Annotated in this window: 29 protein-coding genes; 14 read left to right on the plus strand and 15 right to left on the minus strand. The window is 72.3% G+C overall.

Annotated elements, in window-relative coordinates:
• Positions 1–298 precede the first annotated feature (298 nt).
• Positions 299–1,147: an alpha/beta fold hydrolase gene (locus AOM00_RS00005; RefSeq protein WP_062515839.1), complete on the minus strand. Its 849-nt coding sequence runs from the start codon at positions 1,145–1,147 to the stop codon at positions 299–301.
• An 89-nt stretch (positions 1,148–1,236) separates the two neighbouring features.
• Here AOM00_RS00005 and AOM00_RS00010 point away from each other — a divergent pair, with 89 nt between their 5' ends.
• The 9 genes from AOM00_RS00010 (at position 1,237) to AOM00_RS00050 (ending at position 10,502) form a co-directional block, all read left to right on the plus strand.
• On the plus strand, positions 1,237–1,797 hold the full coding sequence (locus tag AOM00_RS00010; protein ID WP_062515840.1) for an RNA polymerase sigma factor: 561 nt from the start codon (positions 1,237–1,239) through the stop codon (positions 1,795–1,797).
• A complete protein-coding gene (locus tag AOM00_RS00015) occupies positions 1,794–3,242 on the plus strand; it encodes a hypothetical protein (RefSeq protein ID WP_062515841.1) in 1,449 nt (482 codons plus the stop codon). Before AOM00_RS00010 ends, AOM00_RS00015 begins: the two co-directional genes overlap by 4 nt.
• 61 nt (positions 3,243–3,303) lie before the next feature.
• Positions 3,304–3,819, plus strand: coding sequence for a sigma-70 family RNA polymerase sigma factor (locus tag AOM00_RS00020; protein WP_062515842.1), 516 nt, complete (start codon positions 3,304–3,306; stop codon positions 3,817–3,819).
• Positions 3,816–5,333, plus strand: a complete 1,518-nt coding sequence (locus tag AOM00_RS00025; protein ID WP_156158947.1) for a hypothetical protein — start codon at positions 3,816–3,818, stop codon at positions 5,331–5,333. Before AOM00_RS00020 ends, AOM00_RS00025 begins: the two co-directional genes overlap by 4 nt.
• A 60-nt stretch (positions 5,334–5,393) precedes the next feature.
• A complete protein-coding gene (locus AOM00_RS00030) occupies positions 5,394–5,909 on the plus strand; it encodes an RNA polymerase sigma factor (RefSeq protein WP_062515844.1) in 516 nt (171 codons plus the stop codon).
• Positions 5,906–6,838: a hypothetical protein gene (locus tag AOM00_RS00035; protein ID WP_062515845.1), complete on the plus strand. Its 933-nt coding sequence runs from the start codon at positions 5,906–5,908 to the stop codon at positions 6,836–6,838. Before AOM00_RS00030 ends, AOM00_RS00035 begins: the two co-directional genes overlap by 4 nt.
• Positions 6,835–8,382 (plus strand): hypothetical protein, encoded by a 1,548-nt coding sequence (locus AOM00_RS00040; RefSeq protein ID WP_062515846.1) that lies wholly within the window; start codon positions 6,835–6,837, stop codon positions 8,380–8,382. The genes AOM00_RS00035 and AOM00_RS00040 overlap by 4 nt, the downstream gene beginning before the upstream one ends.
• Positions 8,383–8,457: 75 nt before the next feature.
• Positions 8,458–9,015 (plus strand): RNA polymerase sigma factor, encoded by a 558-nt coding sequence (locus tag AOM00_RS00045; protein ID WP_062515847.1) that lies wholly within the window; start codon positions 8,458–8,460, stop codon positions 9,013–9,015.
• Positions 9,012–10,502 (plus strand): hypothetical protein, encoded by a 1,491-nt coding sequence (locus AOM00_RS00050; protein WP_062515848.1) that lies wholly within the window; start codon positions 9,012–9,014, stop codon positions 10,500–10,502. Before AOM00_RS00045 ends, AOM00_RS00050 begins: the two co-directional genes overlap by 4 nt.
• Here the strand turns inward: AOM00_RS00050 and AOM00_RS00055 are convergent, their stop codons facing one another.
• On the minus strand, positions 10,503–11,042 hold the full coding sequence (locus tag AOM00_RS00055) for a M48 family metallopeptidase (protein ID WP_062515849.1): 540 nt from the start codon (positions 11,040–11,042) through the stop codon (positions 10,503–10,505).
• A 112-nt stretch (positions 11,043–11,154) separates the two neighbouring features.
• Between AOM00_RS00055 and AOM00_RS00060 the strand changes: the two genes are divergently transcribed.
• Together AOM00_RS00060 and AOM00_RS00065 are read left to right on the plus strand one after the other, a co-directional pair.
• Positions 11,155–11,703: an RNA polymerase sigma factor gene (locus AOM00_RS00060; RefSeq protein WP_062515850.1), complete on the plus strand. Its 549-nt coding sequence runs from the start codon at positions 11,155–11,157 to the stop codon at positions 11,701–11,703.
• Entirely contained in the window at positions 11,700–12,683 is a 984-nt protein-coding gene (locus tag AOM00_RS00065; protein ID WP_062515851.1) for an endolytic transglycosylase MltG, read from the plus strand. Before AOM00_RS00060 ends, AOM00_RS00065 begins: the two co-directional genes overlap by 4 nt.
• On the opposite strand, the gene AOM00_RS00070 is transcribed toward AOM00_RS00065, so the two are convergent.
• From AOM00_RS00070 to AOM00_RS00095, 6 genes are all read right to left on the minus strand, one after another.
• On the minus strand, positions 12,684–13,799 hold the full coding sequence (locus AOM00_RS00070) for a branched-chain amino acid aminotransferase (RefSeq protein WP_062515852.1): 1,116 nt from the start codon (positions 13,797–13,799) through the stop codon (positions 12,684–12,686).
• A gap of 46 nt (positions 13,800–13,845) precedes the next feature.
• Positions 13,846–14,199 (minus strand): DUF2568 domain-containing protein, encoded by a 354-nt coding sequence (locus AOM00_RS00075; protein ID WP_062515853.1) that lies wholly within the window; start codon positions 14,197–14,199, stop codon positions 13,846–13,848.
• Positions 14,199–15,080, minus strand: a complete 882-nt coding sequence (locus tag AOM00_RS00080; RefSeq protein WP_062515854.1) for a hypothetical protein — start codon at positions 15,078–15,080, stop codon at positions 14,199–14,201. The genes AOM00_RS00075 and AOM00_RS00080 overlap by 1 nt, the downstream gene beginning before the upstream one ends.
• A gap of 70 nt (positions 15,081–15,150) precedes the next feature.
• Positions 15,151–15,621, minus strand: a complete 471-nt coding sequence (locus tag AOM00_RS00085) for a hypothetical protein (protein WP_062515855.1) — start codon at positions 15,619–15,621, stop codon at positions 15,151–15,153.
• A gap of 183 nt (positions 15,622–15,804) precedes the next feature.
• The gene (locus AOM00_RS00090) at positions 15,805–16,365 is read right to left on the minus strand and encodes a hypothetical protein (protein ID WP_062515856.1); all 561 of its coding nucleotides are present in this window, start codon (positions 16,363–16,365) and stop codon (positions 15,805–15,807) included.
• Between the two features lie 45 nt (positions 16,366–16,410).
• On the minus strand, positions 16,411–17,058 hold the full coding sequence (locus AOM00_RS00095) for an NADPH-dependent F420 reductase (RefSeq protein ID WP_062515857.1): 648 nt from the start codon (positions 17,056–17,058) through the stop codon (positions 16,411–16,413).
• 82 nt (positions 17,059–17,140) lie between these two features.
• Between AOM00_RS00095 and AOM00_RS00100 the strand changes: the two genes are divergently transcribed.
• Both AOM00_RS00100 and AOM00_RS00105 read left to right on the plus strand, forming a co-directional pair.
• Entirely contained in the window at positions 17,141–18,151 is a 1,011-nt protein-coding gene (locus AOM00_RS00100) for an HNH endonuclease signature motif containing protein (protein WP_062515858.1), read from the plus strand.
• Between the two features lie 9 nt (positions 18,152–18,160).
• Complete coding sequence (locus AOM00_RS00105) at positions 18,161–18,586, plus strand: very short patch repair endonuclease (RefSeq protein WP_062516075.1); 426 nt, start codon at positions 18,161–18,163, stop codon at positions 18,584–18,586.
• On the opposite strand, the gene AOM00_RS00110 is transcribed toward AOM00_RS00105, so the two are convergent.
• Complete coding sequence (locus AOM00_RS00110; RefSeq protein WP_082096398.1) at positions 18,587–19,303, minus strand: M50 family metallopeptidase; 717 nt, start codon at positions 19,301–19,303, stop codon at positions 18,587–18,589.
• 58 nt (positions 19,304–19,361) lie between these two features.
• On the opposite strand from AOM00_RS00110, the gene AOM00_RS00115 reads away from it, so the two are divergent.
• Entirely contained in the window at positions 19,362–19,928 is a 567-nt protein-coding gene (locus AOM00_RS00115; protein WP_062515859.1) for a dihydrofolate reductase family protein, read from the plus strand.
• Between the two features lie 212 nt (positions 19,929–20,140).
• Here AOM00_RS00115 and AOM00_RS00120 read toward each other — a convergent pair whose 3' ends face one another.
• The 6 genes from AOM00_RS00120 to AOM00_RS00145 form a co-directional block, all read right to left on the minus strand.
• Positions 20,141–20,530, minus strand: coding sequence for a hypothetical protein (locus AOM00_RS00120; RefSeq protein WP_062515860.1), 390 nt, complete (start codon positions 20,528–20,530; stop codon positions 20,141–20,143).
• An 87-nt stretch (positions 20,531–20,617) separates the two neighbouring features.
• Complete coding sequence (locus AOM00_RS00125; RefSeq protein ID WP_062515861.1) at positions 20,618–21,463, minus strand: ABC transporter permease; 846 nt, start codon at positions 21,461–21,463, stop codon at positions 20,618–20,620.
• A complete protein-coding gene (locus AOM00_RS00130) occupies positions 21,460–22,422 on the minus strand; it encodes an ATP-binding cassette domain-containing protein (RefSeq protein WP_062515862.1) in 963 nt (320 codons plus the stop codon). Before AOM00_RS00130 ends, AOM00_RS00125 begins: the two co-directional genes overlap by 4 nt.
• 105 nt (positions 22,423–22,527) lie before the next feature.
• Positions 22,528–24,339 carry an AMP-dependent synthetase/ligase gene (locus tag AOM00_RS00135; protein WP_062515863.1) on the minus strand — a complete coding sequence of 604 codons (1,812 nt, stop codon included), beginning with the start codon at positions 24,337–24,339 and terminating at the stop codon, positions 22,528–22,530.
• Positions 24,340–24,406: 67 nt separating this feature from the next.
• Positions 24,407–25,369 carry an alpha/beta fold hydrolase gene (locus AOM00_RS00140; RefSeq protein WP_062515864.1) on the minus strand — a complete coding sequence of 321 codons (963 nt, stop codon included), beginning with the start codon at positions 25,367–25,369 and terminating at the stop codon, positions 24,407–24,409.
• Between the two features lie 96 nt (positions 25,370–25,465).
• Positions 25,466–25,909: a YbhB/YbcL family Raf kinase inhibitor-like protein gene (locus AOM00_RS00145; protein WP_062515865.1), complete on the minus strand. Its 444-nt coding sequence runs from the start codon at positions 25,907–25,909 to the stop codon at positions 25,466–25,468.
• Positions 25,910–25,940 lie beyond the last annotated feature (31 nt).

Here is a 25,940-nt window from a genome sequence, read left to right on the forward strand (position 1 = left end):
CTTCTCTATGTTACTCGGACTTCGGCGCCTTGTCCAATCGCCTTGCGGAGATCGTGTCAGGCCCGGCTGTCCGAGCGGGTTTCCATCTTACATCCTTTTGACCGGTTCGCTGACCGCTCTCCAGGCTCCGGATGGACCCTCCGTCACTGCGTCTCACCCTTCCGGGCTGCTCGCTGGCAACTCGGAATAAGTTACACAGATGTTTCGGCGTTGTCCAACCGAGAGCCGCATAACTTGGTGACACCAGGTACTTCCCTGGGGCCGCGGGCCCCTGCCCGCTGCGGACCGCCTCCGCGGGTCAACGACGCGCCTCCTCGACGCTCTCCTGGAGCCAGTCGAGGAGCTCCTCGGCGTGCAGCAGCACCGAGATGTGTCCAGCGTCGTCGAACCTCCTGAGAGCGGCGCCGGGGATGGCCTCCGCGAGCCAGCGGCCGTGGCTCGCCGGCACCACGCGGTCCTCTCCCCCGTGGGCGATCAAGGTCGCGACCGCACCAGCATCCGCGGGATCGAAGCCCCAGCCCGTGACATAGGCGCGGTCATCGTCGATCATGCCGTCAGGTCCGTGCGCAAGCGCCGCCTCGACGATCCCGGTGAACCAGCGCCACGGTCCGCCAAGGGCCTCATGGTCGGCAGGCGTGAACATCTCGGGATCCCAGTCCTGCGAGAGCTGGGCGCTCAAGGCGGCAGGTCCGAGCGCGGCGGCCTCGAGCTCCTCCCGTCCCCCACGCCCCATCCCGCCGAACCAGTCGAGACCTGCGGCACCGTACGGCGCCAACCCCGCGATCGACGCGGCGGCGAGCACGCGCCCGGGCATCAGCGCGGCGCACGCGAGAGCGTGAGGCCCTCCTCCCGAGTGGCCGACCACCGCGAACCGCGGCATGCGCAACGCGTCGGCGACGCCGGCGACGTCCTCGACGATGTCCGCCACGTATCGTCCTTCGCGGCGCGTCGAGCCGCCGTAGCCGGGACGATCGAGCGAGACCCACCGGAAGCCGCGCTCCGTGGCAGGGCGCATGAGCGGCCCCGGCGGCTGGCCGATGTTGGGTGTGCCGTGGTGCCAGAAGAGGGGGACGCCGTCAGCCGGCCCGTCCTCGTACCAGTGCACGATGCGCCCGTCCGCGCATTGCAGGTCGCCCTCGCTCGCCATGGCCCGACATTAGCGCCGCGCGCGGCGGTCGACGCCGACCCAACACCTGCGCGCAAGGATGCGTTGTCAGGTGGGACAAGGGAGGTCGGATGCCCAGCTGGGGGGACACGCTCGAGGCGGTGATGCGGGAGCGCGGCGGCGCGCTCTTCGCGTACGCCTACGTGCTGACGGGGGATGCGGACGATGCGCAGGACCTGGTGCAGGAGGCGCTCGTGCGGGCGTTCCGACGACGAGGCGCCCCTCAGGGCGTCGACCCGGCCCACGCCTACGTGAAGCGCGCGATGCAGACCGCCTTCATCGATGCGCACCGCCGCGCGACGGCGCGTCCCCAGCGTGACCACCGCGAGGCGGACCGGGTCGCACCGGACCACGCGCCGGCGACCGACACCCTCGACGCGCTCATGGACGCCGTGACGTCCCTGCCCCCGCGGGAACGCACCTGCATCGTCATGCGCTACCTCGACGGCCTGAGCGCGCAGGCGATCGCCCATGAGCTGGGGCTGGCGCCCGGCTCTGTCCGGCGATACCTGCACGACGGGATCGCGACGCTGCGACGCACGCACGGCGACTTCGGGCTCGAGCCGGCGGACGCCGTCAGCGGCGGCGCCGACCACCACGTGATCGTCACCAGCAAGGGAGGCACGCGATGAGCAGCGAGCTGGAGAAGGCCATGGAGCGCCGGGTCGCCGCGGGCCTTGCGGAGTACGGCGAGCGGGCCGACGCGATGGTGCCGCTCGCCCGCGCGCGCGTCCGACGTGCCAGGACGATGCGAGCGCTGGGCACCGCGGGCCTCGCGGCCGTGGCGGTGGCCGCGGTCACCACGGTCGCGATCGCAGCGGGCGCCCGGGAGACGGTGGCGCCGGCGACGGCGAGCCCCACGCCGAGCGCATCCGCCGGCGTGGATGGGGCGCGGGACCCGCACGCGGCGCTCACCGCGGAGGACCTGCTCGCCGAGCAGGGAGGACCCGAGGACATCGCGCAGATCGCGATCCTGTGCGACGGGGCCGTGCCCCGCACCTGCGAGGAGGTGCGGTTCGGGGACTGGCAGATGCTGCAGCTCGAACCGGACGCGGCGCGGGTCGAGGTCTCCACGACCGACACCACCGCGACCGTCGGGTGGGGCGTGACCTACCAGGGCGACACGCCTCTCACCTACCTGCCGGACCTGGTCTACCCCCAGATCGAGCCGACGTGGACCTCGGTCGACGACGCGATCAGCAGGCTCACGGATCTCTCCATCCAGATCGACGCGGAGCCGGCGAGCATCGCGCCGGGGAGCACCGCGACCGGTACCGCGACCGTGGCGCTCGCACAGGGCTCGGCCGTGGCCCCCGGCACGTCCATCGACATGACCGTGCTGGTTCCCGTCCCGTTCGCGGACGCCGCGGACACGCGCGAGCTGTGGCTGCTCGCGAGCATCGGCGGCACCCCGGTGATCGCGTCCGACGCGGAGGCCTCGACGGCCCAGACGATCACGGCCGACGACCTGATCGCGACCGAGGTCTCACGCACCATGGAGGACTTCGACCGCGGAGCCGCGCAGGCGGGGCTGCACTGCACCGTCGAGCCGGGGCTCAACCCCCGCACGGACACGGTGGAGCAGGACTCCTTCGATCCGGTCTGCGACGCCGTCTGGCTGAGCGACGGGACCCCGCTGCTGCGGGTCACCGAGATGACCTTCGACGTCGACGAGGCCAACGACGTGGCGAGGATCCGATGGACCCTGCAGAACACCTCGGGGGTGCCGCTCTCGCTCGACACCGGCGGCATGACCCTCGCGATCGAGCAGCCGGTGGATCCCATGCCTCTGAACGACGGCGGGATCGTGTTCACCTCGGACGGGACGCTCATCGCGGGCAGCCTGTGGGCCTCGGAGACCGAGCGGTTCGGCCTGGTCCAGCGGGCGAGCACGGTGGAGACGGTCCAGCCATGGGAGCAGGTCGTGGGCGAACGCGAGGTGTTCCTCTCCGAGATCGGCGATCTCGCGTCGGCGCGGTTCTCGGTCCACGTGCGCGTCGCGCACGACGACGACACCGTGAGGACTCCGGAGGTGTTCCTCGAGTCGACGTGGGAGGGCGGGGACAGCTCGCAGTGAGGTGATGGCGTGATCACGTCCGCGCTGGCAGGATCGGGCGCACGACCGGATCGGAGATGGCATGGGGCGGTGGGGGCGCGCGCTCGACGGCACGATGCGCGAGCACGGGGAGGCGATCTTCGCTCACGCCCGCGCGCTGGCTGGCGATGACGCAGCCGCGACCGCTCTGGTCGAGGAGGCGCTCGTGGAGACCTTCTCGCACGGCCACGTCCCCGAGTCCCCCACCGCGGGCATGCGAGCCGTGATGAGGACGATGCGCCGCGCCGCCGTGCGCGCCACCGCGCCGCCCGTCCCGCCCGCGCCGCCGGAGGGACGCGCCGACGCATCGTCCCTCGCGCGCGAAGCCCTCACGACGCTGCCCCGACGGGAGCGCGCGCTCACGGTGCTGCGCTACGGCGAGGGGCTGGCTGTCGAGGCGATCGCCGAGGAGGCCGGGCTCAAGGAGCGCGATGTGCGGGAGGGTCTCACCCGCGCCGTAAGGCTGCTGCTCTCCGCCTACCCGGGCATCGGGCTCACCGTCGAGGACGCGCTCGAGGGCGGCATGCTCGAGACGGCCTCCGTCGAGGAGGCGTGGTGAGCGCGGCGCTCGAGCGCGCCATCGCGGCGGACGCGGAGGCGGGACGCGTCCTCGCGCACGCGCGCAAGGACGAGGTCCACACGCGCGCAGGCTCGGCGGCATCGAGGCGGCGACGACGGCGGACGGCGCTGCTCGGTGGAGGCGCGGGTGCGGGCCTGGTCGCGGTGGCGGTGGCGCTCGGCGCCGTCGGCGCGGGAGGTCCCGCGGGGGCGGGCCCCGACGACCGTGATGCCGCCGCGGCGCCGAGCACCTCGGCGAGCGCATCCTCGGCTCCGGTGTCGGAAGGCGTGGGCACCATCTACGCGGAAGAGCTCATCGCGAGCGCCAAGCCGCGAGTGCGTGGCCTGCCGGTGCGGGGCCAGGCCGCCGTGCTGTGCCCGTCGGGCCTGGAGGCGGGCTCGATCGCACGATGCACGGCGGTGACCGTCGGCGAGTCGGCGCTGCTGGTCGCGGACTCGAGCATCTCGCGCATGGACCGGTTCGTGGCGGACGGCCACGCGCGGGTCAACGTGGCGGTCATGTTCACCGTGACGGGCTCACGCGCGCTCGCGGTCTCGGACGTCCTCTCCCCCGGCGTCATCGTGAGCGACCCCGATGCCGAATCCGACGGCTGGCTCGGCGGCGACAGGGCGACCTCCCTGTGGAACGGCTACACCACGCGCAGCGTGGTGATGCCTGAGCGGCCCTGGGGAGGCACGCTGGAGCCGACCTCCTACCTCTCGAGCAACCTCTCCGCGGATGCGGCCGCCCCCGACCCCGGCGAGCAGCGCGATCCCGTGTGGGCCGTCGCGAACGCCGGGGCGAACGCCGAGGGCACCGTCGTGACCAGCTGGGTCGAGGTCGAGGCGCGGACCGTCGATCCCGAGTCGACCCTGCTGCTGGAGGTGTCGACCCCGGTCCGTCCGGAGCTGGAAGGCCTTACCGCGAACGAGATCGCCGTCGGCTTCACCGAGCGGAGCCGGGACGATGCGGACCGGGAGGGCGCCACACGGGCCCTCCTGTGCGACGTGGACGATGCCTGGCGCAGGGAGGTGGACGAGCTGGGGTGGACCGTGCGGGACGGGTGCGCCGCGGGGTGGGTGGACGGCACCTACCTCAGCGCGGACGCGAACACCGACTGGGTCACCGATGGCGGTGCCGTCTGGGAGGTGCGCAACGCCTCCGGCGGCGAGCTGCTGATGAACTCGCTCACGGTGATCGTCGAGCACGACGCCGCCTCGCTCGAGCCGTCCCGGAGCGACACGTTGGGCGAGGGGTACGGCATCGCGTTCGATACCAACGCGTGGACCGGCGCGACCACCCGGTCGGCTGCGATCGCCACGTACGGCTACCCGCAGGGCTTCGCCTGGGAGCGCATGGGCGCCTGGTGGACCGAGCTGACGAACGGCCAGCTCGCGGAGCTGGGCGAGCGAGGCGCGGCGACGGCCCAGGTCGCGATGCCCTTCCTGGGCGACGACAGCAGGATCCTGGTGCTCGAGGTGCCTCTGCCGCTCGACGAGCCCGTCGACGGCTGACACCGCCATGCGGCCGCCGTGCCGCGGTGGGAGGATCGAAGGGTTCCTCGAGGGGGCGATGTGAGCCACTGGGAGAAGGTGCTCGACGCGACGATGCAGGCGCGCGCCGCCGATCTCTTCGCCTACGCGCACACCCTGACCGGGGACGATGCCATCGCAGCCCGCGTGGTCGAGGACGCGCTCGCCGCCGTGTTCGGCAGGCGCGGCTATCCCCGCACGGTCGACGAGGCCTACCCCGCGCTCGAGCACGCCATCCGGCGGGCGGCGGTGCGAGCGCACGCGTCCCCAGCCGTGGCCGGAACGGTCGAGGCCGACGGCCCGCCGTCGCTCCCGGAGGACCTGCACCACCTCCCCACCCGCGAACGGGCGCTGCTCGCGATGCGCTACGTCGACGGCCTCGCGGTCCCTGCGATCGGCGAGGAGACGGGGCTGCATCGCAGCGCGATCGAGGAGGCGCTCACGCACGCGGTCCAGGCGCTCGCGCTCTCGCACCCCGACCTCCGCCTGTCCGTCGAGGATGCGCTCGAGGGGGGCAGCGTCGCGCAGGACGAGGTCACGATCGGCGGGGAGCGGTGAACGGGGCGCTCGCTGCCGCGCTCGCTCCGCGGGACGGCGACCTGGACCCCGATGCCGTCGCGGCCGCGACCGCGCGAGCGCGCCGTCGCATCGTGAGGAGGCGGCGACGCACCGCGACCGGCGCCGTGGCGGCAGGGGCCGTGGTGCTCGCGGGTGCCGCCGTGACGGCCGTGCTCGCGACGTCGCCCGCAGACGGCCCCGGCGGCATGCCCGCCGCGGATCCGGTCGACCCGCTCGAGCGCGTGGAGCGCAGCGTGCCCGCTGCGGAGCCTCGGGCCGACGCGGTCACCGCCGACGCATGGGTGGCGGGCTTCGCGCCCCGCACCGACGACGAGGCGCTGGCGGCGGACCGGCAGGCCGCGCTGCTGTGCGAGGTGCCGGACGCGCTTCAGGGCCTGACCGCGAGCGAGGCGGCGTGGCTGGGGCTCGAACCCCCCGCGTGCCTGGCAGGTTCCGTCGCCGGGCCGGTCCTCGAGCCGTCCCACGGCGTCCAGGTGGTCGACGGCGTCAACGGCAGCGCGGCCGACGTGGCGTGGGCGGCCGTCAACGTGTCCGACCAGGCGATCGTCACGGCGGGCTGGTCGGTCCTGTTCGAGACCGCGCCGGAGGCCGCACCATCCGAGGCGACCGCCTCGGTCCTGGGCTCGGTCACCCTCACGCGGTCCCTGTGGCTGGACGCGGCCCACCGCAGCCTCCCCTCGCCCGCCTCGCCGCGGTGGCGCGAGCTGGGCAGCGGCTCCACGCTGCTCGCGCAGACACACCTCGACCCGGACCGGACCGTGTCGGGCGCCACCATCGACGCGGCCGCGCTGCGCACCGCGATCGCGGACGGCGCCGCGGTCACCGGCGCCGTGGTGGTGCCCTTCGAGGACGATCCGTCGACCGTGATGGTGCTCGAGGTCCCCCTCACCGGGATGGAGCCGTGGTGACCGGGGACCTGGTCGAGGCGCTCGAGGCCGATGCCGGACCGGGCCCCGGGAGGGACGGCTTCGCGGGAGTCGCGGGCCGTGCGCGAGCACGCGCACGCCGCGGCCGGCGCTCGCGCGCGGTCGCCTGGGCGGCGGCAGCGTGCGTGGTGCTGGGCGGCGCCGCGATCGTGCTGCCGTCCTGGGATCGGGGCGAGGAGCCCCAGGTCACCCGGACCCTGACCCGCGCCCCCACCGTGTTCGCCGAGGACCTGACCGGCACCGTCGTCGACCGCACGCGAGGTGTGGCGTCGGTAGCACCCGCGCAGGCCTCGGTGCTGTGCTCGGTGCGGTCCGAGGCGAACCCCTGGGCGGCATCGTCCGACGGCGGCAGCCTGCCGGTGCGCTCGGTCTGCACGGCGGCATGGGCGGGCGACGCGCCGATGCTCGCGGTGGATCCCGCCCGCACGCACCTCACCGCGTACGTGGGCGAGAAGAGCGCGGTGATCACGGTCGAATGGGCGTTGCGCAACCGCGCGGATGCACCGCTGGCGCTCGATGCCGGCGGTGTCCTGACGTCCCTCACCACGGAGTCGACCGCCGTCACGACCGATCGGGAGTACGACCAGGACCGCTTCGCGGGCGGGTCGCTGTGGGCGTCGAACACGCAGCGCTACGCGTCGCTCAGCGGGGACTCGCGCCCCGTCACGGTCGAGCCCGGCGAGTACCTCCAGGGATCGACGCGCTTCACCGGCACCGCGCCGGAACCTGGAGCGCCGCGGGATGCCGTGTGGGACATCGCCACCGGTGCGGCCTGGCCGACCCTGGGCGTGCAGATCAGGGTCCAGCCGTTCGGCCTGTCCGGCGCCACCGAGCTGTTCCTCGAGGCGGAGACCTCGACCGAGCGCCTGGCGCCGGGCGTGAGCGCGGACACCCTGGTCGCCGACCTCACGCCCCGCGCGCCCGGCGAGTCCCGTGACGGCGCTCAGGCCGCCCTGCTGTGCAAGGTCCCCCCTGAGCTCCGGCCCGAACCCGGCGGCGCCTTCCCGTACGCGGCCGGCGAGGTGACGTGCCGGGCCGGATGGCTCCCCGACGCGGTGGTGGTCGATCAGTCGTCGCTCGCGCTCACCGCAGGCGAGATCGCACCGGTGGTCGGCTGGGGCGTCGTCTCGCGCGCCGAGGGCGCCCTCACCGTATCGGGATGGAGCCTGCTTATCGAGAGCGGTTCCCTGGCGGACGGGACGGCACCGCTGCTGCGGCTCGGCTCCGCGGTGGTGACCACTGCCACGGCGTGGGATCCCGACGGCCACCGCACGGCGCTGCTCGACAACGCGACGATGGAGATCGACGTCGACCCGGGTGAGGCCATCACGGGGTACGACTCGCTCTTCCCCGCGATGCTCACCGACGGCCAGCCGATCGATGTCGACGCGGTCGCGATGGCGATCGCGAGCGGCGGCGCGGCAACCGCGCAGGTCGAGGTGCCGTTCCTTGATGACGCCCGCAGGGTCCTGATCCTCGAGACCCCGCTCGCGGGACCCTTGGCCTCCCCGTCCGCATCACCCTGAAGCCGGACCCTGCGTTTCCGTCCGCGCATGCGTCTGAAGCGGTGGAAGGATTCACGCGACGGGACGGGGGCTGCGGTGAGCGGGTGGTCGGACACGTTGGATGCGCTGGTGCGCGAGCGTGGCAGGACGCTGTACGGGTACGCGTTCGTGCTCACCGGGTCGCGCGAGGCCGCGGACGACCTGCTTCAGGACGCGCTCGTGCGCGCCTTCAAGCGCGGACGCGGGCCCGAGTCGCTCGACGCCGCGCATGCCTACGTCAAGCGCGCGATGCAGACGGCCCTCATCGACTCGCACCGGCGGGCGAGCGTCCGGCCCCAGCGGGACCGCCGCGAGGCCGACCGCGTCGCGCCCGACCCGACCGGCGCATCGTCGACGCGGGACGCGCTGCTCCAGGCGGTGCACTCGCTCCCACCACGTGAGCGGACCTGCGTGGTGATGCGGTACTTCGACGGCCTGTCCTCGACCGCCATCGCGTCCGAGCTCGGGCTCTCCTCGGGGACGGTCCGCGGATACCTCTCGACCGCGCTCGCGACGCTGCAGCGCACGTACGGCGACTTCGGGCTCGATCCCGCAGACGCGATCGAGGGCGGAGACGAGCACGTGGTGATCCTCACGAAGGGAGCGGGACGATGAGCAACGAGCTGATGGAATCCCTCGCGAGGGGCGCGGATGCGGGCGGCGACCTGTTCGACTCGCGCGTGTCCTCGGTGGTGGACCCCGCGCGGAGCCGGGTGCGACGCGCCAGGACGATGCGCGGCGTGGGCCTCGCCGGTGCGGCGACCGTCGCGGCGGTCGGCATCGCGGTGGGCGCCTCGACGCTGGGCGGCCGAGGGACCGATGTCGCTCCCGCCGACCCCACCCCGACCGGGACCGCTCTCACCGCGAACGACCTGCGCTGGGACACCGCGCCACGCGTGCGCGGCGAGGCCGGCACGGGCCAGGCCGCGGTCGAGTGCACCTTCGACCACGTCAAGGCGAACCCGTGGAGCGACGGGCACTCGGGGTCGGTGACCGACGACTGCGCGGCGCTGTGGGTCGGCGACGCCCCTGTGCTCGAGGTGGGCGAGGCGACGGTCGAGATCGCGGGCGACGGAGCGGTGACCGTCCGCTGGACCGTCTCCAACGCCTCGGATACCGCCATCACGGTCGACCCAGCCGCGACCACCCTGCTGTTCGGCACCGATCCCGATGCGGTGTCGACCGGCATCAGCCTCGTGGACGATGCGACCGTCGCGCTCGGACCGTGGTCGGACGACACGACGCGCCACGTGACCATGGACGGGGACACGAGCCCGATGCGGCTCGAGCCGGGCGGCACGTTCTCGGGAACCTCGCTCCTCTCGCCGGACGACCTGGATGGTCCGGGCCTCCCCTCCCTCCTCGACGACCTCACGTCGACGACCGGACAGGCGACCATCACGGTCCAGGTCCGAATCCCGCCCGCCGGTGCGGTCTCCACCAGCGAGCTGTTCCTCGAGGCCGAGACGACCGTCCACCCGACCGGGACGCTCGACCCCATCTCGCCCGCGCTCGAGGGCCTCGAGGCCCGTACCGCAGGCGAGATCAGGGACGATGCGCAAGCCGCGCTTCTGTGCCACGTGGGCGATGCCGACAATCCGCGCACGAGCACCAGTCGCGAGGGCGACGACGGCGGCCCCTGGCTCACGCAGCCGCTGTGCCCCACGGTCTGGGTGCCGGGCGGGCAGCAGCTCGAGCTCACCCGCCTGCTGTTCGCCTCGGAGCCGAACGCCGGGATGATCCCGGTCACGTGGACGCTCACGAACGTGTCCGATCAGGCGCTCAGGCTCGACCGCGCGGCGATGGGGATCGTCGTCGAGATCGACGGCGCAGGGTGGATGTCCTCGACCGAGAACACCACGGTCGGCTGGCCCGCCGAGGGCGACGAACGCTACGGCTACCTCTCGTCGGAGTCCGACGTGGTCACCGTCGAGCCGGGCGGGACCGTGACCGGGGAGGCCACGCTCGATGTGGGCGAGATCGAGGGTGCGGACAGGTTCTACGTCACCATCCGGGTCGCGCGCGACGACGACGAGAACGGCGCGCGTGAGCTGGTCCTCGAGACGGAGTGGGAGCAGCCGCCGACCAGCGCCGGCTCGTAGCTAGTCGACGGCGCGGCCGTTGAGCTCGGCCCGGTGCTCGCGCCAACCCGGCAGGTACGTGTCCATGATCGCGCGGAAGCCCGGCCCGTGGTTGGGCTCGAGCAGGTGGGCGAGCTCATGGACCACCACGTACTCGACCAGGTGGTGGTCCTGCCGGCCGAGCTCGACGCTGAAGGTGATCACGCGGGTGGTGTGGTTGCAGGTCCCCCAGCGGGAGCGCATGATCCGCATCCGCCACGTGGGCTCCGGCACGCCCATGCGAGGCACCCACTCGGCGACCACCGCGGCCAGCAGGGGCCGCAGCTCGCGGCGCAGCGCATCCGCCTCGGGCCCGGGCGCGAGAGCGACGGGCCGTGCGACGGCCTCGGCCTGCTTCGCCGCGATCCACGCCGCCTTGGACCGCACCCACGCATCGATCTCGCGCTGCGGGGCACGCAACGGAGCGCTCACCCGCACCTCCCCGGTGCCGGAGACGACCACCATGCGCAGGTTCTTCATGCGCTTACGCGTGAGGGTGTACGCGGGGATCCGGTCGGGCATGCGCCCACTGTAGGTGCGCGCGCCGACACCTCCGCGTCTGTCCACAGCCCCGAATCGTCCCCAACCTGCGCGCCCATCCATGCGTACTACCCGGCATGAGGAGAATCGAGCCATGAGCGCGTGGGCCAGGATGCTCGACACGCTGGTCCGCGAGCGCGGCCCGGCGCTGTACGGGTACGCCTACGTGTTGACCGGGTCCCGCGAGGCGGCCGAGGACCTGATGCAGGACGCGCTGGTGCGCACCTTCCGCTCGGGAAGGGCCCTGGGCTCGCTCGACTCGGCGCACGCCTACGTGAAGCGATGCATCTCCACAGCGTTCATCGACAGCGGGCGACGCGCCGCCGCGAGGCCCCGCAGCGCGGGCATCGAGGCGCCCGAGGCCGCGGCCATCGCACCCGACGCGAGCCGGCACGTGGACGATGCCGTGACCCTGCAGGCGGCGCTGCTCACCCTCACGCCCCGCGAGCGGGCGTGCGTGGTGCTGCGCTACCTCGAGGACATGACCGTGGCCGGTGTCGCGCAGACGCTCGGGCTCGCGGAGGGCACGGTCAAGCGCTACCTCTCCGACGGCGTGGCGCGGCTGCGCGAGACCGTCCCCCAGATCGACTTCACGGACGTCGAGACCGTCGCCGTCCACCAGCACCCAGGAGGCATCCGATGAGCACCGCGCACGATGCGCTGGCCGCGATCCGCGCGACCGCCGCACAGGACTTCGCCACGACCGGGCTGAGCGCCGGCCTCTCCCCCGTGACCCGCCGCGTGCGCCGCCACCGTGCGGTGCGGGCCGCCACCGGCTCGGTCGCCGGCATCGCGGCGCTCGGCGCCGGTGTGTACGGCTACTCGCGCTGGGGGGCCGCCGTGCCGGTGGCGCCCGCGAGCACCTCGCCGTCGGTCCAGGCCACCACGCCCGCATCGTCCGCCACGGCGGAACCGAGCGGCTCTCCCGAGGCGATGGTGAGCTCGGAGCCCGTCACCGCGGACTACCTGGTCGCCGAGGGCGACACCATCGAGGCCACCGTCACCGCGCTCGCCACGGTCTACTCCGCGACCGCGGAAGAGGCCCGCGCCGCGATCGTCGCCGCGCTGCCGCCCGAGGCCGAGGACGACCCCGAGGGATGGGTGTCGCCCGGCTCCGAGCTCGCGCCCACCACGCTCGAGGAGGCCGCGCAGTGGCTGGTGGACCTGCAGCTGCGGAACCTCCAGTCCATGGGGGTCGCGCGCGAGGACTGGAAGGAGACGCTCACCATCGCATCGATCCTGGTGGGCGAGTCCGGCGACCCGTACAACTGGACCAGGATCTCCGAGGTGATCCACAACCGGCTCGACGCGGGCATGATGCTCCAGCTGGAGTCGCCGCTGTACTACATCACGGGCGCCGCCGAGCGGCGGGTCACCGACGACGGCTTCGCGGTCGACTCGCCGTACAACACCTTCATGTACGAGGGCCTGCCGCCGACGCCGATCGGCTCCTCCGGGCTCGGCGCCGTGGACGCGGCGGCGCATCCCGAATCCGGCGACCTGATGTTCTTCCTGATCGATCCCGAGACCGGCGACGGGCACTTCGCCGAGACGTTCCACCAGCACCAGCTCAATGCGGTCGAGCTCGGGATGATCGAGGCGGGCGACGTCCTCCCGGAGTGATCAGCCCTCGGGCGCGTCGAGGACCTTGCGCATCCAGCCGTGGGGGTCCTCGGCGCGTCCGTACTGAAGGTCCGTGAGGCGCGCGAGCACCGCATCGGCCACCGACTCCCCCTCGACCCGCGGGACGGTCACGTCGAAGTCGTCGGAGGCGAGCCGGCCCACCGGCGTCACCACCGCGGCCGTGCCGCACGCGAACAGCTCGACGATCTCCCCCGACGCGACGCCCTCGAGGATCTCCGAGAGCGCGAGGTCGCGCTCCTCCACCTCGCGGCCCTCGTCGCGCAGCAGCGTGAGGATCGAGTCGCGCGTGATACCGGGGAGGATGGTCCCGCTCAGGCGCGGCGTGACGATGCTGCCGTCGGCGCGCACGGCGACCAGGTTCATGCCGCCGAACTCCTCGACGTACGTGTCCTCCTTGGCGTCGAGGAACAGCACCTGCTGGCAGCCCTGCTCCTTCGCCTCCTGCTGAGGAAGCATGCTCGCGGCGTAGTTGCCCGCAGTCTTCGCCTCACCGGTGCCGCCCGGGTTGGCGCGATGGTAGCCGCGCGAGACCCAGATCGGGACGCCCGTGTCGCCCGGGGAGAGGTAGGCGCCCACGGGGCTCGCGGTCACCAGGAACTCGACCTCGTGCGCTGGCTGGACCAGGAGGCTCGGCTCGCTCGCGAACACGAACGGGCGCAGGTAGAGGCTCGCGCCCGGCGTGCCGGGGACCCAGTTGCGGTCGGCCGCGATCAGCCCCTCGAGCGCGGCCATGAAGTCCTGCTCGCTCACCTCGGGGAGCGCCATGCGCCGGCAGCTCGCGGCCAGGCGCGCCGCGTTGGCCTCGGGACGGAAGAGCCACACCGAACCGTCCTCGTGCCGGTACGCCTTGAGCCCCTCGAAGGCCTGCTGCGCGTAGTGCAGCACGGCGGCGCCGGGATGCATGGGCAGCGGCGCGAGGGCGACGATGCGGTGGTCCGCCCAGCCCTCGCCGTCGCGCCACGTCGCGCGCGCCATATGGTCGGTGAAGACCTTGCCGAAGACGGGGTTCTCCATCGCGAGCCACCGCTCCTCGTCCGAGGCCGGGTGGCGGTTCGGGATCACGGTGAACGATGCGGTGAGGGCCTGCGTCTCCATGCGCCGAGCCTAGACCCGCACGGCCACCTTCGACCCCGGTCGGAGGTCAGGGGGATCGGCGCTCGGGCGGGGGCTCGACCGGCCAGCGCTGCGCGATCGGCGTGCCGACGAGCCACGCCGCCGTGTGGATCCACAGCATGGCGGTCGCGCCGATCGAGGCGTAGAGCAGCGAGCCCGCCGCCAGGAGCATGGTCCGCGCGACCAGCGTGGCGACGGTACCGATGGGCCGAGGCGCCTTGGGCGACAACGAGACGAACCACAGCAGCCCGACCACGATGGGCAGCAGGAACGCGAGAGCCCACCCGAGGATGCCGCCGATCGCCGCGACGGGCCACCACGCGAGCACGGCGTACATCGTGAGCTCCGCGATGAAGACGAGCCCCCCGCCGAGCCACCTCATCAGAGCTGGATCCTGCCCGGTCGTGCGGCCGTGCCGGGCTGCTGCGGCGCGCCGTGGGCCTCGGCCGCGTTCGTGTCGGGCTCCGCAGGCTCGACGATCGCAACCTCCGCGAGCGCGATGCCGTGGTCGATGCGCTTCCAGTTGCGCGCGAAGTCCGTGGCGATGGCCTCGGCGAGCTCGCGCTCGACGGCCTTGGCCGCGCGGCGACCGCTCTCGCCCTGCTCGTGGCGCGCGGTCGCGAGGCGCGTCTCCGACGCGAGACGGAGGTCGCGCACGGTCCACCAGTGGTCGACGAAGGCGTCGCGCGCCTCGTGGAGCAGCTGCTGGGCGCGGCGGTAGCGGATCACCTCGCGCACCAGCGAGGGGTCGCCCTCGAACGCCGCCTGAGCCTCGGGGTTCTCGATGCGCGGGATCGCATCGGCGGGGACCGGGTCCTTCTGGACCGCCTGGGTCGCGAGGCGCAGGACCAGGCGCTGCTCGAGCGACTGCGGCGCGGCGGCCATGACGATCGCGAGGGTGCCGTCGAGCGCACGGCCCCGCACCGCGAGATCCTCGAGCGCACGGTCGATCTCGAGCACCATGTCGATCGCGGGCACGGCGGCCCGCTGGCGCGGCGTGCCGCGCGTGAGCCGCACCGCCTGCTCGCGGAGCCCGCGCGTGAGGCTCTCCGGCGGCACCAGCGACGAGGGGTCCTTGGCCAGCGGCGGGATCAGGAGGTCGTGCGCGCTCGACAGCGCGACCGGCGCCTCCTGAGCGAACGCCCGCCTGCGGGTGCGCCGCTCCTCGACACGACGGGAGAGGTCGAGGAACCCACCCACGGCCGCACCCGCCACGATGGCGATGATGAGGCCGGGGACCAGGATCGACCAGTCGATGGACATGCCTCGACCCTAGGCCAGCGACCGCGCGGGAACCAGGGACGGAAGGCTGTGTCGCGCGACGTGCGCGCCTCTAGCCCAGGGCCTCGAACGCGATCATGTCGGGCACCTGGGTCCACACCTCGTCGGCGGAAGCGCCGTCGTCCGCGTACCAGCTGGTCGCGTTGGTGACGGTCCACGCATGCGATCCCGCATCGATGTGCAAGGCGGTGATCGGGTCGCCCTCCGCGTACCCATCCGCCCCCCGGATGGCGAACGGGGCCCACTCCGCCGCATCGTCCGGCCGCGCGAAGGGAAGGTCCGCCTCGACCACGTCGAAGGCGTAGACCACCAGGCCGCCCGAGGTGTCGACGTCGTGGCACACATGGAAGCCGCCGTCGATCTCCGAGACGCGGGAGTCTGCGGACGCGACGATGCCTGCGGCCGCCGCCGCGGAACGCGCCTCCCGGTCGCCGCGCGCGGCGGAAAACCACCACGCGAGGCTCGCGATCAGGATGACCGTGGCCATGATGACCATCAGCGTCGAGGCGCGGAGACCCGCCATGCGCGACACGTCAGGACCGGCGGATCCTCCTCGATCCCGCCGGTCCTCAGGTGACGACGACTGCTGCGCTGCGCTCATATCAAGACCCCCCAGCCTTGGGTGGAGAGTAGCGCGCCTTTTGTCCTTTTTCTACCCGAGATCAGCGGATCATCCGAGGTAACCCCTGATCTGCGGCCGACGCTTCTATGGGGCAGGCGTGAAGTCGACGGCCGCGTCGAGCGCCGCGAAGGCCTCCGCGGCATCGTGCCGCGACGCGTTGCCCGTGAGCGACGAGATCACGACCTGCCACGCCTGGTCGCCCGTGTCGATCACCAGCGTCGCGCGCGGATCCCAGCTCGCGTGGGCCTCGGCGCCGTCCCAGGCGTATGTGGGCCAGCCGTCCGCCACGTCGGCAGACGTCGGGGTCACCTCGAAGCCGTAGCCGCCGAAGCCGTCGGATGCCTCGTCGCCCACGTGGATGGCGAAGCCTGCGCCGGCCTCGCTGATCTGGACCAGGTCGGTGGCCGACTCCTCGACCACGATGCCCTGTGCTGCGGCCGCCTCCCGCGCGGACGCGTCGTCACCTGTGGCGACACGCCACCACAGCACGACCGCGCCGACGATGAGAACGATCGCCGCGAGCGCGAGCCAGGTCCGTGCCCGCGTCGCCACCTGGGCGCCGTCGCCGTGCGCGGTCACGCCGGCGATCCGCGGGTCCTCGGGTCCTGCGCCCTGATGAGCTGACGGCTGCTGCCCTGCGATCATGTTCGTCCCCCCCAACGATGTTGACGGGAGCCTAGCGCGCGCGAGCTACGCCTGCTGGACCCGCTCGACCGAGGGCAGGATGGCCTCGAGCTCGGACGCGGTGGTGCGCTTGCCATAGGCAGGGGTGTCGCGCTCGACGCGCCAGGACTCCTCCAGCGGGCCGAGGTCCACAGCGTCGAAGCCGATCGCATCGAGGAAGCTCGCGACCAGGTGCTTCGCGGCCTCGTCGTCGCCGGCGATAGGAAGCGCGCGGCGGTTCTCCGTTCCGACCGGGGTACCGTCCTGCGGGATCTCGTGGGCGTAGATGTTGTTGAAGGTCTTCACCACGCGGGCGCTCGGCGCGAGGGCCTGCAGCAGGCCGCTCGTGGTGCTCGTGTTGGCGTCGAGGGCCGCGATGCGACCGTCGCGCTGGGGGTAGTAGTTGTTGGCGTCCATGACGACCTTGCCCGCGAGCGCCTCGGCCGGGAGCTGATCGATCTTGCCGAGCGGGACGGCCACGAGGACGAGGTCGCCCCGCTCGGCCGCCTGCTCAGGCGTCGCCGCGCTCGCGCGCTCCCCCAGCTCCTCAACGAGGTCGCCGAGCGTGGCAGGGCCGCGCGAGTTCGAGAGGACGACGTCGTAGCCGGCCGCGACGGCGGCGCGGGCGACGTTGGAGCCGATGCGGCCGGAGCCGATGATGCCGATGGTGGTCATGGTTGCGGGAACCCGGGGGGTGGGGTGGGTATTCCGGCTGGGGCGCTAGCTTCTCGCGTCCAGGTGCGGCAAGCTGCTTGACATGACTCTTGGCGGCCCTCAGGCCTGGCTCCTGCTTGCCGCCGACGACAACCGAGGTCATGCGGGCAACGATGGCTACGACGACCAGGTCGACGCGTACTACTCCTGGGACAGCAACGTCCCCAACCACAAGAAGCTCGCAGTCGGCGACCCCATCGCGCTCTGGGACAAGGAGCGGCTTCTCGGAGTCTCTGTCATCGAGGAGATCACGACGACGCGGGGCCCGAAGATGCTGAGCCGGTGTCCGCGATGCAGAGCTACGCGGATCAGCGAACGCAAGACACGCGCTCCCCGATACCGATGCATGAAGTCGGAATGCCGCCATGAGTTCGATGAGCCGCACATCGATGTGGTGGAGGTGGACCGCTTCCGGGCAAGGTACGACGCGGGCTGGACACCGCTCGACGGCCTGCTCGTCGGTGCGGAGATCCGCGACCTCACGGTGCACGCTGGAGACTTCAACGCGATGAGACCGATCGACTGGAACGCGATGGAGAGCGCGCTGACGGAGAAGCGCGCCGAGCGCGCGCTCGCGCGCGTGAGGGGGCGCATGCCACAGGTCACGCGACCGACCTCAGGCATCACCGTCGCCATGCCCCAGGGCTTCCGGCACGCGCTCGTCCGGGTGCGCAAGGGTCAGACCCAGTTCCGCACCCAGATCCTCGCCCAGCAAGGCCGAGTCTGCGCGTTCACGGGTGGAGCCCCTGAACGCGTTCTGGAAGCCGGGCACCTGTACAGCTACGCCCAGCTCGGCGAGCACCGCCCCCACGGCGGCCTCATGCTCAGGCGAGATATCCATCGGCTGTTCGACGACGGCTTGCTTGCGGTCGACCCGACGCGCTTCCGAGTCGATGTCGCTCCCGACCTTGCGGCCTACCCCCAGTACGAGAGGCTCCATGGCGAGCCTCTCACCGTCGGCCTCAGGGATGAGCAGGTCGACTGGCTCGCCAAGTATTGGGATGAGCACCGAAGCCCGCTGCACGCACAGCGCTCGCTGGTCGCCCGGCAGTAGCGTCGGATGATGGACCGCGATGTCTCCTGGGCCTCCACCCCCGGCGTCGCGCGGTCGATGCGCGGCAACAGGAAGCGTGACACGAAGCCCGAGCTCGCCGTCCGACGCATCGTCCACGCCGCGGGGCTCCGCTACCGGGTGGCCGCGCAGCCCATCCGGGGCATGCGTCGCACCGCGGACCTGCTCTTCCGCCCCACCAAGGTGGCGGTGTTCATCGACGGTTGCTTCTGGCACTCATGCCCCGTCCACGGCACCAGCCCTCGCGCCCACAGCGACTACTGGCTCCCCAAGCTCGAGCGCAACCGCGAGCGCGACCGCGAGACCACCGCCACTCTCGAGGCCGCCGGCTGGCTGGTCCTGCGCTTCTGGGAGCACGAGGATCCTGACGAGGTCGCCGCGAGCATCGTCGCGGCCGTCCTGGGCCGCCGCTCCTGACTAAGCCGCCGCTCCAGCAAGCAGCAACGCCCCGCCGCCGAGGCACGCGACCGTCACCAGCCAGAACAGCGCGACCCACACGCCGCCAGGCACGCGCGTGAGCCGCGCCAGCGCATCGGCGTCCGATCCCCTCGCGCCTCCTCGACGCGAGCCCTGCAGCTCGACCACCGCGCGCACTCCTCCGATCAGCAGCAGCCACGCGAGCCCGCACGCGATCCCCACGCGCCACCCGTCCGGCAGCGCCCACGCCGCCCAGCCCAGCCCTGCTCCCACGGCGACCACCACGAGCACCCCATAGACGTTGCGGACGCGCAGGAGCACGATCAGCAACGCCGCGACGCTCACCCACAGGACCGCGACCCCATGCCCTGCTCCGATGGCCCACGCGATCGCGAGGCCGGCGATGCCGGGAGCCGGGTAGCCCGCGAACGCCTTGAGCGCGAGAGGCAGCCGCCTGGCGTCGCCCGGGGACACGGTGAGCCCGGAGGTGTCCGAGTGCAGGCTGATGCTCCGCACCTCTCGCCCCAGCAGGGTCGCGACGAGCGCGTGGCCGGCCTCGTGCACCAGCGTCACCACGTGCCGGGCCAGGTGCCACAGGGACGGCACGGCGACGCACACGAGCACCGCGCCCAGCGCGATCCACAAGCTCTGGGGCGACGGAGAGGCCGTCGCGGTGATGTCGCCCCAGATGCGGTCCCACGCGTCGCCCAAGCTCATGGTCCAGGACCCTAACCCGCGCCGCCCCACGCGCGGCGCAGCGGCCTATCCTGGCGCCATGGGAAGGCTCATCGTCGAGCAGATCGTGTCCGCGGACGGCTTCGCCGCCGGGCCGCAGGGCGAGATCGACTTCATGACCGCACCGGGCGACTTCGACCCGGACGACCCAGGCCAGCTGGCCATGGTCGCGCGCTGCGATGCGATCCTGTTGGGCCGCCACACCTACGGGATGTTCGCCCAGTACTGGCCCGAGCGCACCGCGGCGGACGAGTCGATCGCATCGTTCATCAACGGCGCTCCCAAGCACGTGGTGAGCAACACGCTCACGCGCGCACCGTGGGGCGACTACGCGTCCGCGACCGTCGAGCCCGGCGAGCCCCGCGACACGGTGCGTCGCCTCAAGCACCGCTACCGGGGCGACATCATCCTGTGGGGCAGCCTCATGCTGGCGGGGGCCCTGCTCCAGGCCGAGCTGGTCGACCAGGTGCGCCTGCGCATCGTCCCTGTGCTCATCGGCGAGGGACGGACCGCCACCCCGGGCCTGCGCCACTACAGGGGTCTGCGGCCCCGCGAGATCGACACCCTGCCCAGCGGGCACGTGACGCTCGTCTACGACGTCCTGTAGCCGCGCGGGCCATCTACACCGACGTTTGGTGCACGATTCTGCGGCGAAACGGGCACTGAGCGGCGGGGTAAACGCTTGCCCGCGGGAGGGGGGTGGGGCGGGGCGGGAAACCCGGCCGGACATGGAAGGACTCCGAGATCGGGAACCCGGAACTGGAAGGAAAGGGCACCCGACCTCGGAGTCGGTTCAATTATCGGGCATGAAGCGCGATCTCAGTCGCAGTAGTCGCACAGACCCGTCGACGGAAGGTTGGTGAAGCACGAGGCGCACGTCGGGATGACCGCCTCGGCGACCTTCTCCGCGACCGCGGCGAAGCCCTTCGCGGCGGCCTGGTGGGCGGGCAGCTCGACCCAGTAGTTCGGGCCGTCCTGGGGGTGCACCGCGATGTAGCCGTGAGCGATGAAGGCGACGGGGCTGCCGCCGCCGGCGGGCTCGAGCGCGATGAAGGCACGCGACTCGGGGATGTACACGTGCTCGAAGCGGAGCTCGCGGACGGTCTCGACGATCTGATCGATGTTCTCGGCCGGGGGGCGGAAGTCCGCGAGCGCGGCCTCGAAGGATCGGAAGTACGTCCGGGGTTCGATGTCCTGGGCAATTGTCACCGGAAGATTATTCAGCATCCGTGAAGCACCGAGTGCCACCGATGGTCCCGCTCCCCTCAAGAACGATCAGGACCAGGGACGATGCGCTCAACGGGGGTCGCGGTAGCGCCACATGGTGAGCGTGCCGAAGACCGCGACGAGGCCCGCGGACCACGCCAGCGCCATCACGAGCTCGCCTCCGAGCTCCGTCCCGTCCATGAGCGCCCGCACCGCGGTCACGAGGTCCGAGACCGGGTTGACGTCCACCCACGCCTGGAGCCACCCCGGCATGGTGCTCGGGTCGACGAAGATGTTCGAGCCGAACAGCAGCGGCATGAGCGTGAACCCCGCGACTCCCATGATCGCCTGCGGGGTGCGCAGCACCAGCGACAGGAACGTCCAGATCCACCCGAGCGAGAAGGCGAAGACCAGCACCAGAGCGATGCCCGCGCCGACGCCGAGCACTCCCCCGCCGGGTCGCCAGCCGATGGCCAGGCAGACTGCGGCCGTGATGAGCGAGGCCACCAGGAACCGGATGGCGTCGCCCAGGAGCATCCCGACCAACGGGCTGGGCCGCCAGATGGGAAGCGAGCGGAACCTGTCGAAGACGCCGCGGTCGATGTCCGTCCGCAGGTTCGAGCCCGTGTACATGGTGATGAACAGCACGGACTGCACCAGGACGCCGGGCGCGATGTACGCGATGTAGTCCGCGGTCGAGCCCGCGATCGCGCCGCCGAACAGGTAGGTGAACAGCAGCGTCATCATGACCGGGAACACCGTCACGTCGAAGAGCTGCTCGGGCACATGCTTGATCTTGAGCAGGGCGCGCCATCCGAACGTGATCGAGGTGGACAGCGCGCTCGGGCGCGGCGGGCGCGCGACGCTCGTGAGCGCCGACGCGATGGCGTCGGTGCGCGGCGCCGCCGGCTCCGCGGTGGCGGTCTGCGCGCTCATGCCGCCTCCTCCTCGGTGTCCTCGGCCGTATGGCCGGTGAGCGCCAGGAACACCTCGTCCAGCGTCGGCTGACCCAGCGCAAACTGAGCGAGCTCGATGTGCGCCGCCTCGAGCGCCGCGAGCGCGCGGGTCACCCCGGAGCGGTCCTCGAGCGCCGCGACCAGGGCCTGGGGATCGTGGGTGGTGTCGAGCCCCACACCGAGCTCCTTCGACAGGATCGCGCGCGCCGCGTCGCGGTCGGCGCGGTGCATGACCCGCACGTGCACCGTCCCCGAGCCCACGGACGCCTTGAGCTCGCTCGAGGTCCCCTCCGCGATGATCCTGCCGCTGTCGATCACGGAGATGCGGTCGGCGAGCTGATCCGCCTCGTCCAGGTACTGCGTGGTGAGCATCACCGTGGTGCCGTGGCGCACGAGCGCGCGGATGATGTCCCATACCTCGTTGCGGGCGCGCGGGTCGAGCCCCGTGGTCGGCTCGTCGAGGAACAGCAGCTCGGGGCTCACCACAAGCGACGCCGCGATGTCGATGCGCCGCCTCATGCCCCCGCTGTACTTCTTCACCTGCCGGTCCCCGGCATCGTCCAGGCTGAACGCCGCGAGCAGCTCATCTGCCCGATCCGTGGCGGCCCCGCCCCGGAATCCATAGAGCCGTGCGATGAGGCGCAGGTTCTCGCGCCCCGACAGGTCCTCATCCACCGACGCGAACTGGCCGGTGAGACCCACACGGCTGCGGACCTCGTCCGACTGCCGCTCGATGTCGTAGCCCAGCACACGGCCGCTGCCTCCGTCGGGACGGATGAGGGTCGCAAGCATGCGGATCGCCGTGGTCTTCCCCGCGCCGTTGGGGCCCAGGAAGCCGTGGACGCCTCCCCGCGGGATCGCGAGGTCGATGCCGTCGACCGCGCGCGTGCTCCCGTAGACCTTGGTGAGGCCCTCGGTCTCGATGGCCGGCTGCGTCATCGTCGCCCTCCCCCGGGCTCGTTGCGACCCCGCCAGGCTACGTCCGCCGGCCGACCAGAGGAAGGTCCCCACTTGTGGGGGCAGCGGCCGCTCCGCCCTCAGGCGCTACGAGCGAGCCGCGGGCGCGGCACCGCCCGCCGGGGTGTAGATCGACTCGATGACGTCCGCGAAGTGCTCCATCACCGCGGCCCGGCGCACCTTGAGCGACGCGGTGACCTCCTCACGCACCTCGGTGAACTCGCGCGGCAGGATACGGAACTCACGGATGGCCTCGGCGCGCGAGACGTGCTCGTTGGCCGCCGCGATCGCGCGACCGATCAGCTCGCGCACGCGCTCGTGCGTCGATGCCTGCTCGAGCGACATCTCGGGGAGCTGATGCGCCGCGAGCCACGCCGGGAGCATGGTCGAGTCGAGCGTCACCACGGCGGACACGAAGTGGCGGCCGTCACCGATCACCACCGAGTCCTGGATGGCAGGGTGCGAGCGGATCGAGTCCTCGAGCACCGCGGGCTGGATGTTCTTGCCCGAGGAGAGGACCAGGATCTCCTTCTTGCGCCCCGTGATGGTCAGGGCGCCGTCGCGGATCTCACCCAGGTCGCCCGTGGCGAACCAGCCGTCCCGCACCGCCTCGGCCGTCGCCTCGGGGGCGTTCCAGTAGCCCGCGAACACGTTGACGCCGCGCACCAGGATCTCGCCGTCGTCCGCGACCATGACGTCGCAGCCCGCGATCGGGTGGCCCACGGTGCCCATGATCTGGCCGGACGCGGGGGTGCCCATGTGAGCCGCCGTCGTCTCGGTCAGGCCGTAGCCCTGCATCACGGTCACGCCGAGACCTCGGAAGAAGTGGCCGACCTGCGGCGTGAGCTTGGCACCGCCCGCCAGGACGAAGCCGAGCTGTCCGCCGAGCAGGTGGCGGATCTTCTTCAGCACCAGCGCGTCGGCGACCGCGTACTGCGCCTTGAGGACGATGCCGTGGCCGCCCGTCTCCTGGGCCATCGACACCTTGCGCGCCACCCAGGCGGACCAGCGGAAGATCTTCTTCTTGAACCCCGTCTGCGCGGCGTCGGCACGGTTGTAGATGGTCTCGAGGACGCGCGGCACCAGGGGGATCCACGTGGGCCGGAAGGAGGAGAGGTCCGCGGCGAGCGTCTTGTGGCTCGGCGAGTAGCCGATCACGGCGCCCGAGGAGAGCGCGAGCACCATCGCGAGGCGCGCGAACACGTGCGCGAGCGGCAGGAACAGCAGCACGCGGGTCTCTCCCTGGACGAACACCCCGAAGTCCGGGTCGAGCTCGATGTTCGCGACGTGGCTCACCAGGTTGCCGTGCGTCAGCATCGCGCCCTTGGGACGTCCCGTGGTGCCCGAGGTGTAGATGATGGACGCGAGATCGCCCAGGACCACGTCCGACGTGCGAGCGTCGAGGAGCTCGTCGGCGATGTCGGCGCCCCTGCTCGCGACCTCGTCCAGACCCTCCGGGGTCAGCGCGAGCACGGCGGGGGCGTGCTCGAGCCCGCTCAGCATGGTGCGCTGCTCCTGGGACTGCGCGGCGACGAACGCGAGGCCGGCGTCCTCGATGATCCACGCGCACTGGTGCGCGGACGACGACGGATAGATCGGGACGGTCACGCCGCCCGCGGCGAGCACCGCGAAGTCCATGACCGACCACTCGAGGCTCGTGTCTCCCATGACGCCCACCCGGTCGCCGGCCGCGACGCCCGAGGCGATCAGGCCCTTGGCAGCCGCGCGCACACGCCGCTCGAACTCGCCCACGGAGACGGGGCTCCAGGCGCCGGACGCGTCCTTGACCTCGGCGAAGGGCGCGGAGGCGTCGGCGGAGGCGCGAGCGCGCAGGAGCGCGGTGAGGTGGAGGTGGTCGTCGACGGTGGCAAGGGCGGGGGACGTCATGCTGCTCTGCATGGTTCCAGGCTAACCTACGCGACCGTAGGTTGGCATGTGCCAAACGGCCCGGGTCGCGCGCGTCGCGCTACGCGATGGCCTGCTCGGCCCACCAGCGATGGATCATGCGGGCGTGACGGGCAGGATCGTCGAGCCACGGCTGATGCCCCGACCCCTCCATCACCTGGACCGACGCGCGGGTCGCGTGGCGAGCCCACGCCCGGACCCGCGCGGACGATGCGAAGGGGTCGCGGTCGCCCACGATCCACAGGCTCGGCATGCGCAGCGCGTCGAGGTCCTCCTTGCCCGCGACCCACTCGGGCCTCAGCCCGCGCCACGTCGCGGTCCGGCGGATGAGCGAGAGCTCGTGCCAGTACGTGTCGGTGTAGCGCGACAACGCGATGCGCCATGCGAGCTCCTCCGCGGGCGGGCCGCCCGCCTCCAGCAGGCCGCCATGGCCCATGGCCCGGAACGAGCGACGGAGATCGCCCTCGTTGACCCTGTGCCCGGCGACCAGCCGAGCGACCGGCGAGAGCGAGCTGAGACGCAGGAGGCGGGGCAGCTGCATGCCACGGATCGCGGGCACGCCCTCGATCACCACGCTGCGCACCTTCTCCGGCATCTGCGCCGCGGCGACCACCACGGCGCCGCCGCCCGCCGAGTTGCCCAGCAGGTCCACCGCGCCTCCCACAAGGGCGTCGATGATCGTCCCGAGGTATGCGGTGATCGCGGCACGCAGGTCCTCCGGGCCCATCCCCGAGTAGTCGAGCGGCTCGCTCAGCCCGCAGCCGGGGCGGTCCACCACGATCGCCCTGACGTCCGGAAGCGCGGCGACGAGCGGCACGAACACGTTGCCGGCGGTCGGGTTCCCGTGGACGAGGACCACCGGTCTGCCCTCGCCGTGCTCGAGCGCGCGGACACGGATCCCGTACCCGGGCACGTCCACCCAGCGCTCGACCGGCGCCATCCCGCGGCTCGCCCAGACGGCCGCCTCCGCGTCGCGGTAGCGCGCATCGTCGCGTCGCGAGACGCGTGGGGTCGCGGAAGGCATGGCCACTCTCCTCGGGCACGCGGGGCTGTCTTCCAGGATGCGCCCACGCGCGCCGGCGCGCGAACGGTCCGGGCCCTGCGTGCCGCCCCGACCCGCTCAGCGCGAGTAGGTCGCCACCAGGCGCGCCTGCTCGATCACCGCATCGGCGTACGCATCGAGGAAGGTCCCGCGGTCCGGCGTGCCCTCGACCTTGCGCGACAGCGCGTAGACCCAGAAGTAGTAGTGGTGGTCGCCGTGGCCGAACGGCGGGAAGGGGCCCACATAGCCGAAACGGTCGTCGTCGTTCGGGCCCGGGCGCCCGCGCGCGACGGACATCTCTCCATCCACCGGCGGCAGCCCGTACAGCGTCCAGTGCGTGAAGCCGTGCGGCATGGGCGCGTCGGGGTCGTGGCACACCACCGCGAGCTCGACGGTGCCCGCCGGCACGCCGCTCACCGCGAGGCGCGGCGCCTCGGCTCCCGTCTGGCCGGCGAAGCGGTCGTCGATGCGCTCGCCCCACGCGATGTCGGGGCTGGTGAGGGTGAGATCCGCGACGGCCATGAGGCCAGGATGCCTCACCGGCACGGGACGC

This window comes from Demequina gelatinilytica (genome assembly GCF_000971115.1).
Classification (GTDB): Bacteria; Actinomycetota; Actinomycetes; order Actinomycetales; family Demequinaceae; genus Demequina; species Demequina gelatinilytica.

Coding starts and splice junctions, on each gene's coding strand:
- AOM00_RS00110 (WP_082096398.1), bottom strand. CDS start 19,303: ATGAGCTTGGGCGACGCGTGGGACCGCATCTGGGGCGACATCACCGCG.
- AOM00_RS00070 (WP_062515852.1), bottom strand. CDS start 13,799: ATGGAGACGCAGGCCCTCACCGCATCGTTCACCGTGATCCCGAACCGC.
- AOM00_RS00075 (WP_062515853.1), bottom strand. CDS start 14,199: ATGAGGTGGCTCGGCGGGGGGCTCGTCTTCATCGCGGAGCTCACGATG.
- AOM00_RS00020 (WP_062515842.1), top strand. CDS start 3,304: ATGGGGCGGTGGGGGCGCGCGCTCGACGGCACGATGCGCGAGCACGGG.
- AOM00_RS00125 (WP_062515861.1), bottom strand. CDS start 21,463: ATGAGCGCGCAGACCGCCACCGCGGAGCCGGCGGCGCCGCGCACCGAC.
- AOM00_RS00065 (WP_062515851.1), top strand. CDS start 11,700: ATGAGCACCGCGCACGATGCGCTGGCCGCGATCCGCGCGACCGCCGCA.
- AOM00_RS00080 (WP_062515854.1), bottom strand. CDS start 15,080: ATGTCCATCGACTGGTCGATCCTGGTCCCCGGCCTCATCATCGCCATC.
- AOM00_RS00060 (WP_062515850.1), top strand. CDS start 11,155: ATGAGCGCGTGGGCCAGGATGCTCGACACGCTGGTCCGCGAGCGCGGC.
- AOM00_RS00085 (WP_062515855.1), bottom strand. CDS start 15,621: ATGGCGGGTCTCCGCGCCTCGACGCTGATGGTCATCATGGCCACGGTC.
- AOM00_RS00100 (WP_062515858.1), top strand. CDS start 17,141: ATGACTCTTGGCGGCCCTCAGGCCTGGCTCCTGCTTGCCGCCGACGAC.
- AOM00_RS00145 (WP_062515865.1), bottom strand. CDS start 25,909: ATGGCCGTCGCGGATCTCACCCTCACCAGCCCCGACATCGCGTGGGGC.
- AOM00_RS00005 (WP_062515839.1), bottom strand. CDS start 1,147: ATGGCGAGCGAGGGCGACCTGCAATGCGCGGACGGGCGCATCGTGCAC.
- AOM00_RS00090 (WP_062515856.1), bottom strand. CDS start 16,365: ATGATCGCAGGGCAGCAGCCGTCAGCTCATCAGGGCGCAGGACCCGAG.
- AOM00_RS00135 (WP_062515863.1), bottom strand. CDS start 24,339: ATGCAGAGCAGCATGACGTCCCCCGCCCTTGCCACCGTCGACGACCAC.
- AOM00_RS00095 (WP_062515857.1), bottom strand. CDS start 17,058: ATGACCACCATCGGCATCATCGGCTCCGGCCGCATCGGCTCCAACGTC.
- AOM00_RS00130 (WP_062515862.1), bottom strand. CDS start 22,422: ATGACGCAGCCGGCCATCGAGACCGAGGGCCTCACCAAGGTCTACGGG.
- AOM00_RS00015 (WP_062515841.1), top strand. CDS start 1,794: ATGAGCAGCGAGCTGGAGAAGGCCATGGAGCGCCGGGTCGCCGCGGGC.
- AOM00_RS00105 (WP_062516075.1), top strand. CDS start 18,161: ATGGACCGCGATGTCTCCTGGGCCTCCACCCCCGGCGTCGCGCGGTCG.
- AOM00_RS00010 (WP_062515840.1), top strand. CDS start 1,237: ATGCCCAGCTGGGGGGACACGCTCGAGGCGGTGATGCGGGAGCGCGGC.
- AOM00_RS00140 (WP_062515864.1), bottom strand. CDS start 25,369: ATGCCTTCCGCGACCCCACGCGTCTCGCGACGCGACGATGCGCGCTAC.
- AOM00_RS00055 (WP_062515849.1), bottom strand. CDS start 11,042: ATGCCCGACCGGATCCCCGCGTACACCCTCACGCGTAAGCGCATGAAG.
- AOM00_RS00050 (WP_062515848.1), top strand. CDS start 9,012: ATGAGCAACGAGCTGATGGAATCCCTCGCGAGGGGCGCGGATGCGGGC.
- AOM00_RS00115 (WP_062515859.1), top strand. CDS start 19,362: ATGGGAAGGCTCATCGTCGAGCAGATCGTGTCCGCGGACGGCTTCGCC.